This is a genomic window from Methylosinus sp., assembly GCF_036560965.1.
In the GTDB taxonomy this organism is placed as follows: domain Bacteria; phylum Pseudomonadota; class Alphaproteobacteria; order Rhizobiales; family Beijerinckiaceae; genus Methylosinus.
Map to the genome: position 1 here is coordinate 1 of NZ_DATBQF010000042.1, position 6,607 is coordinate 6,607.

A 6,607-nucleotide genomic window follows, 5' to 3' on the forward strand; every position below is an offset into this window, starting at 1 on the left:
GCGGCGCGGGTGACCGGCTGCTGATAGGCGATGGCGGAGAGCGCCAGCATTTCGAGCCTGGTGAAGGCGGGCGGGCCAGCGTCTTTCGTCTCTTGAAGCGAGCGCAGCGTCTCGGCGCAGCGGGGCCGCGTGCGAAACTGATAGCCGCCGGCGACGAAGAGGATTTCGTAAGGGCGCCCCTTGAGCTCTTCGTTGATGTCGGCGAGAAGCTCGTCGAGCCGGCAGGCGTCGCCGACGAGCCGGGCGAGCGTCTCGCGCGGAAGCGGTTTCGCTGAGGCGAAAATCGCCGCCTCGACGCGCATCATCCATTCGCGCCAGCGCATCCCCTCGGGCAGTTCCGAAAGCTCACGGTCCAAACCGGCGAAGGATCTGGCGGCGCGGCGGCTCACAGGCCGTAGATCCTGAAGGCCTTGCGCCCGGTGAGTTCACGCACGGCGCCGAGCGCGACGAGGCGGTCGAACAGCCGCCGCGCGGCGCGATCCGAGAGGCCGGCGCAGGCCGCGGCGGCGGGCGTGACGCCGTCGTCATCGAGCAGCATGCCGACGACGCGGCGCGCGCCCTTCGTGCGCAGGACGGGCGCGACGGTCGCGAGCCTTTGCGCCCGCCGCGCCAGATCGGCGCCGCGCGCATGGGCCTCGGCGACGGCGAGGCCATAGACGAAAGCGACCGCGTCTCGCCAATCGTCGTCCGTCGGCCGCGGCCGCTTGGCCCGTGCCCCGCGCTTGAGCGACCGATGCAGAATCGCGGCGGCGAGCAAGGGGACTGGCCGCGCCCAGCCAAGACGGCTCGCCAGAGCGAGATCGGCGACCCACAGAGCGAAGATCTCCGCATCGATCGCGGCCTCTGCGCCGCAAAGTCTCATCGCGACGGCGCTGGCGCGGGCCGCCGCGGCGAGCGGGTCGGGCGCCTCCGCCGCGCAGCCGGCCAGGACTTGCCCCAGGGCGCCGGCGTCGATCTCGGATAAGCCGAGAAGCGCGATGGCGCGCGCCAGCGTCGCCGCGTCGAGGCGCGCCGGCTGCGCCGCGAAGAGTCGAAACAATCGATGCAGCCGCCCGGCGGGGCTGGGCGCCGCGCCGCCCGATAGATGTTCGGCGTCACGCAGGGCGGCGGCATCCTCGCGCAGCCGGGACAGCGCCGAGCATGACTCGGCGGCCTTGAGCGCGAGGCGCTGGCGCAGGCAGCCGGCGAAATCGGGCTCCGCGCCGTCCGCGCCCGAGCGCAAGATCCGGTCGAGGAGCGCGAGACCGGCGCCGGCGTGGAAGGCCGCGTCGGCGCTGCCGGCGTCGGTGTCGGCAAGGCGCGCCCAGCCCGGAAAGGGGTGGATTTCCACGGCGTTTGGGGCGCTGTTTGGCTGCGCTGGCTTGGCGCGCCGCCGTCCGGGCCTCGCCGACAAGGAGCTGTCGTCGCGGTCGACGGGCGCGATGTCGGCGATTCGGAGCATGGCGCCATGCTAGCCCATAGCGGCGCTTTGTCATCATTATTGACGGAAAATCCGCCGCGCTTGTCTTGTGTTAAACATGTCCGATAATCGGCGCTTATCGGACATAATCCGAAACGCCTGCGAGACTGGCCGTGTCGCTCGCGTTCATAGGCCGGACAGCCCGCCATGTCAGCTGACCGGAATCGTTGAGACTCAAGGGCTTACCAACGTGAACAAAACGCGATCGATGAGACTGAGTCTCACGAATTCCGACTCAATGGAACGCGTAGTGCATTGATTTGACCGAGTTTAATCGTTTCGATCTCGCGCAACGTTTCACCGGTCAGGTCGTCTCATAAATTCCGACTCCCGCGGAATCCGCACTCGACCCAAACCAGCCGCTCCTCCATGCCGCACCCGCCCTCGGTGGGACCGCCGGGATGGCGCAATTTTGCCCACAGAAGGCCTGAGAGCGGCGCGTTGGGCTAAGGAGGCAAAGGTGGCGGCAGGTCAGGATTTTGCTCTCTACGGGCTTTAAAACCAGCCGATAAAACACGTCTGCAACTGGTCAGTTGCTGGTAGCCGTCGACAGTGTACAAGAGGCCTGAAACCGCCCCCGATTCGACCCATGCCGACCGCCCCTTCCCCATTCCGACCCGCCCGCCGCCTCATCGGCTACGCCCGCGTCTCGACCGACGAGCAGGCGACCGACGCCCAGCTCGACGAACTGCGCGCCGCCGGCTGCGGGATCGTCCATGAGGAGCATGGCTCCGGCGCTTCGCGCGCCCGGCCCGTGCTCGCCAAGCTCATGCGCGAGATCAAGCGCGGCGACGTGCTCGTCGTCGTGCGCCTCGACCGGCTCGCGCGCTCGGTCAGCCATCTGCTGCAGGTCATCGAGACGCTCGAAGAGCGCGGCGCGCATTTCAAGTCCTTGCGCGATCCGATCGACACCTCGACGCCGCAGGGCATGTTTTCCCTGCAGGTGCTGGGCGCCGTCGCCCAGCTCGAGCGCGCGCTGATCGCCGAGCGCACGAAGGCCGGCATCAAGGCGGCCAAGGCGCGCGGGAGGTTGCCCGGCAATCCCGGGCTGCGCGAACGACGCGGCGAGGCGATCAGAGCCGTCGCCGCGGCGCGCGACCGCGTCTATCTCGGCGACCTCATCAACGCCGCTCCGAGCTTTCTGCCGATCGTGCAGCGCATGCGGCCGCAGCACTGCTGGGGCGACGTGGTCCGCGTGCTCGAGCACAAGGGCCAGAGCTGGACGGTCGAGCGGCTGCGCCGCTCGGTGCGCCGCCTCGTGCGCGAGCGCCTGGCGTCGCCCGAACTGATCGAGCGCGCGCCGCGCCGGCCGCCGGAAGATCGTCTGATGACGCTCGTCGCCGGCATCGCCATCGCCGATCCGGAGCTGACGCTGCGCGAGATTGCGGCCCAGCTCGAGCGCATGCGCGAGCGCACGCCGCGCGGCGGCCATCAATGGGCGGCCTCCTCGGTCAAACATCTGCTCGATCGCGCGCGCCGGCTGGGCCTCGTCGTCCCGGATCGACTCGAGGCCTGAGGCTTTCGAGCTCCGCCTGCGCCAGCGCCTGCAAGCGATCGAGCCGCTCCTCGACCGGAAGATGCCGCAAGCTCGCTTCGTGCTCGGCGACGAGGCAACGGGCGAAATCGTCTAATTGACCGTCAGATCCGGACCTCGGCGTCAGCCTCGGCGCGCGATCGGCCGCGGTCCGCCGCCAGGGCGTGGGGGCGACCCCGCTCCGGACGCAGCGCCGCGCGCGATCGATGGCGGCCCGCAGATGCGTTGGCCAAGCGGCGAGTTCCTCTTCGATCCGGCGCCGTCCGAAATCGTCGCAACGCTGCAGAATGCACAGCGCAGCTTCGACGGGGAAAGCGATCGTCCGGCCAAGCCCGATCGCGACCGCGCGCCGCTCCACAGCCCGCGCCGTCGTCAGCCCATAAAACTCTTGCGGCAAGCGACGGTCGTAGATCGCGACGGCGCTGTCGTATTCCGGCGCGACGCAGCTCAACGCCAAGCGCGGATAGGCTCGAATAGGCTCTTTTTGCTGCTCGGCGCGCATGCAGGGCGACGCGCCCGCGAGTTCCCAGGGCGCGGCGGGCGAAGGCGATCGACAAGGGGCGAGCAGCAGATTCATCACGGCCGCCGTCGTCGGCGCCGTCTCGTCGGCGCCCATCGCCAGGGCGCGCCAATATCGCGCGCCGCGGCGCGCCGACGCCTCGTCGCAGAGAACCCGGACGCCGTCGATGTCGGCGCTCTTCAGGCGTCCGCCGTGCTTTGCGCACCAGAACGTGAAGGGATAGGTCCATTCCCGAAGCCGCGGCGCCACGCGCGGCCTCGCCTCGCCGACGCAAGTGGGACAAACCGCTCGGCTCTCGATGTCGATGAGGCCTCGCAATGAAGTCGGCGCGTCACGAAAGGTCATCTGCGACAGTCGCGCCGCGGAGACGCCCGTCGCAACGACGAGGCGGGCGATATCGTCGGCGGGCGGATCGAGATCCAGATCGCGGATGCGCTTCGTGCGCAGACCGATGTGCGCGACGAGCGCGTCAGGAGAGACGAGATAGATCGCCGCCGTCCGCGTCAGCCAGGAGGACAGGCGCTCGTCGACCTCGGCCTTCGCGAGGACAGGCAAGGGAGCGCCGGTCTCCGCCGCCACGGCTCAGGACGCCAGCTCCGGCGTCGGCGAGGCGACACGGCGCTCGAAAATGTCGGCGGGCGTGATCCGTTCAGCGCCGCTGGCGATCGCCTCGACGGCGAGATCGGCAGTCAGCCGAAAGATCGCCGACGTGACGCCGCCCGTGACCTCGACGATCCGCTTCAGCGCACTCTCTCCGAGCTCGGTCGGCGCCCGCAACGGCAATGTGCGCAGCAAGCTGCCCATCAGGCCATGGAAATCGGCGTCGTAGCGCCACGGCGGCAAGCCGAAAGGATCGAAGCGACTGTTCAGATGGGCGTCGCCGCGAATGGCGTCGCGCGCCTCGTGCGAGCCGAGGCAGACGAGCGGAATGCGCAGCTCGTTGCCGAGGAACCGCAGAAGATTGAGCATGCGCCGCTGCTCCCGATTGCTGCCGGCCATCAGATTCTGCACCTCGTCGATCACCAGCATCCGCGGCTTGATTTCCCCAAGCAGGAATAGGGCCTGTGTCTCCAGTTGACCAAGCGTGGCGCGCGTCGGCGGCAGCGCGCCAATCACAGCCAGCAAGCGGTGATAGAAGCGGCCTTCGTCTGGCGACGGGATCATCTGCAGGACGATGACCGGCTTGCGATGGACGCCGCTCGCCGCGTCGAAAACCGGCGGATGCGCCCGCGCGAATTTTTCGACGATCATCGTCTTGCCCATGCCGGAAGGGCCGAAAATCAACAAGTTCGGCATCCGCGCGCGCTTGGGGAACAGAAAAAGCTCGTCGAGACGCGCGAGCGCTTCGCGCGCCCGCGGATAGTCGACCCACCGATCTGCCCGTATCCGCTCGATGCGCTCGCGCTGCGACAGGTCGGCGAGGCTCCGCAGCGCAGGGTCGAGGTGCGGATAGTCGGTCATTCCCACTCCTCGACCGGAAAATACGGCAACGCGATCGGTTGTTCGTCGATCGGCGCCGGAAGCGCCGGCCGCTCCAAAAGATGGGCGCGGCGCGCGCGCAGCTTGCGCATCTCGGTCGTGTCGCGCACGGCGTTGTCGACCAGGGCGCGCTGCGCGGCGATGGCCTGAAAGATCAATTCTTCGTCGACTTCCCGCCGACCCCGCGCCCGCAGAGCGCGTAGCGCCGCCCGTTGCTCCCACAGCGTTATGGCGGGGCGCAACAGATTGCGCGTCGGCGCCGCGACATATCCTTCGCCCAGCCGCACGAACACCCGGCGCAGGTCGCGCGGATCGTATTTGACGACCAGCTTGTCATCGCTGCGCCCGATCCACGGAGCAAATCCATCCGACCAGTAACAGATGTTGTGCAGATGGATGCCGGTCCGGCGCAGCACGCGGGTCTCGAAAGGCAGGAAATCGAGAAGCAAACCGAGAGGATCGCGCGGGCGCCGCTCCTGGCGCGCCGGATTCGCCTCATGCCAAGCCGCGATCGGAGGGCGGCCCAGGCCGCGATGCACGCCGCCGTGATAGGGGCCGACGATCTCCAAAGCGAGATAGGTTTCGAGCTCGCGCATCGTCATCACCGCGCGCGCCTCTGGATCATAGTCGCCCTTGTCGGCCACGCTGGAAAAATGCGTGCCGGGCAGCAAGTGAACGCTGCCCATCATCGTTCCGATCAGCCGCTCGATATGGCCGCCGAAGCGGGGCGTTCCCGGCGGCCGATAGGCGAGCGTGACGCCGTGATCCGCGCAGCCGCGCTTGAAAGCCCGCGCGTGGAATTCCGCGCCATTGTCGACATGGATGCGTTCGGGCAAGCCGCTGGTCGGCCATTCCGCCGTGATGCCGCGCTCGGCCAGCCACGCCGTCTTGTCCATCACCGCATGCGTCAGACACAGCGCCACCGAGGTCACGGACGGCGCCTCAAACGACAGATAGAACCCCACGACCATGCGCGTGAACACGTCGACGCCGATGGTCAGTATCGGCCGGCCGATCGGCAGGCGTTCGACCGGATCGACGACGGTCACGTCGACCTTCGTGTGGTCGATCTGCACGATCTGCATCGCCCGTTCGGCGGCGAAGCTTCCTGGAAGACCCAAAAACCGCGCCTCCGCGCGCGACTTTCCCTCTCGCTGCCTTACAATGGCTTCGGCGTCGAGCGTCGCGAGATAAGCCTTGAGCCGCCGGATCGACGGCGGCGCCTTCCCGCTTGCGCGGCAGTCGGCCGAGATCCGCTTCCAAAGCCGCGTCAGCGTCGGCTTCTCCGGCGTGGCGTAAAAGTTCGTGATATTGTCATCGACGATCGCCTTGAGATCCGGCCCAAAGGCGTCGACGCCCGCGCGCCGTCCTGGCTTTCGATTGAGCAGCGACGCCGCCCGCTCCTCGCCTCGATATCGCTTCAGCCAGCGAAACAGCGTCGCCCGGCTGACCTCGAGCTCCTTCGTTGCGTCGGAGATTTCCGCCGCGGTCGGTCGCGGGGATAAACGACGGAGAACGTCCGCGCGCGCAAGCACGCCTCGCCACTCCTGCTCGCTGACTTCGTCGCGTTCGGCGGTCATCAAACGGATCTTGGTTTTCAGGTAGTCTCACCATA

6 protein-coding genes are annotated in these 6,607 nt (G+C 68.1%); 1 reads left to right on the top strand and 5 read right to left on the bottom strand.

Annotation, left to right across the window (positions count from 1 at the left end; translation table 11 throughout):
- The coding region (gene scpB / locus VIF40_RS11875; RefSeq protein ID WP_331937720.1) for an SMC-Scp complex subunit ScpB at positions 1 to 389 on the bottom strand (389 nt) is incomplete at its 3' end.
- Complete coding sequence (locus VIF40_RS11880; RefSeq protein WP_331937721.1) at positions 386 to 1,441, bottom strand: DUF1403 family protein; 1,056 nt, start codon at positions 1,439 to 1,441, stop codon at positions 386 to 388. The genes scpB and VIF40_RS11880, both read right to left, overlap by 4 nt.
- Positions 1,442 to 2,048: 607 nt before the next feature.
- Between VIF40_RS11880 and VIF40_RS11885 the strand changes: the two genes are divergently transcribed.
- Complete coding sequence (locus VIF40_RS11885; protein ID WP_331937722.1) at positions 2,049 to 2,975, top strand: recombinase family protein; 927 nt, start codon at positions 2,049 to 2,051, stop codon at positions 2,973 to 2,975.
- On the opposite strand, the gene VIF40_RS11890 is transcribed toward VIF40_RS11885, so the two are convergent.
- From VIF40_RS11890 to VIF40_RS11900, 3 genes are read right to left on the bottom strand one after another with little or no spacing between them, the layout of a single operon-like run.
- Positions 2,911 to 4,068 (bottom strand): TniQ family protein, encoded by a 1,158-nt coding sequence (locus tag VIF40_RS11890; protein ID WP_331937723.1) that lies wholly within the window; start codon positions 4,066 to 4,068, stop codon positions 2,911 to 2,913. The two genes, VIF40_RS11885 and VIF40_RS11890, sit on opposite strands and share 65 nt — an antisense overlap.
- Positions 4,069 to 4,095: 27 nt before the next feature.
- Positions 4,096 to 4,974: a TniB family NTP-binding protein gene (locus VIF40_RS11895; protein WP_331937724.1), complete on the bottom strand. Its 879-nt coding sequence runs from the start codon at positions 4,972 to 4,974 to the stop codon at positions 4,096 to 4,098.
- The gene (locus VIF40_RS11900) at positions 4,971 to 6,572 is read right to left on the bottom strand and encodes a Mu transposase C-terminal domain-containing protein (RefSeq protein WP_331937725.1); all 1,602 of its coding nucleotides are present in this window, start codon (positions 6,570 to 6,572) and stop codon (positions 4,971 to 4,973) included. Before VIF40_RS11900 ends, VIF40_RS11895 begins: the two co-directional genes overlap by 4 nt.
- Positions 6,573 to 6,607 lie beyond the last annotated feature (35 nt).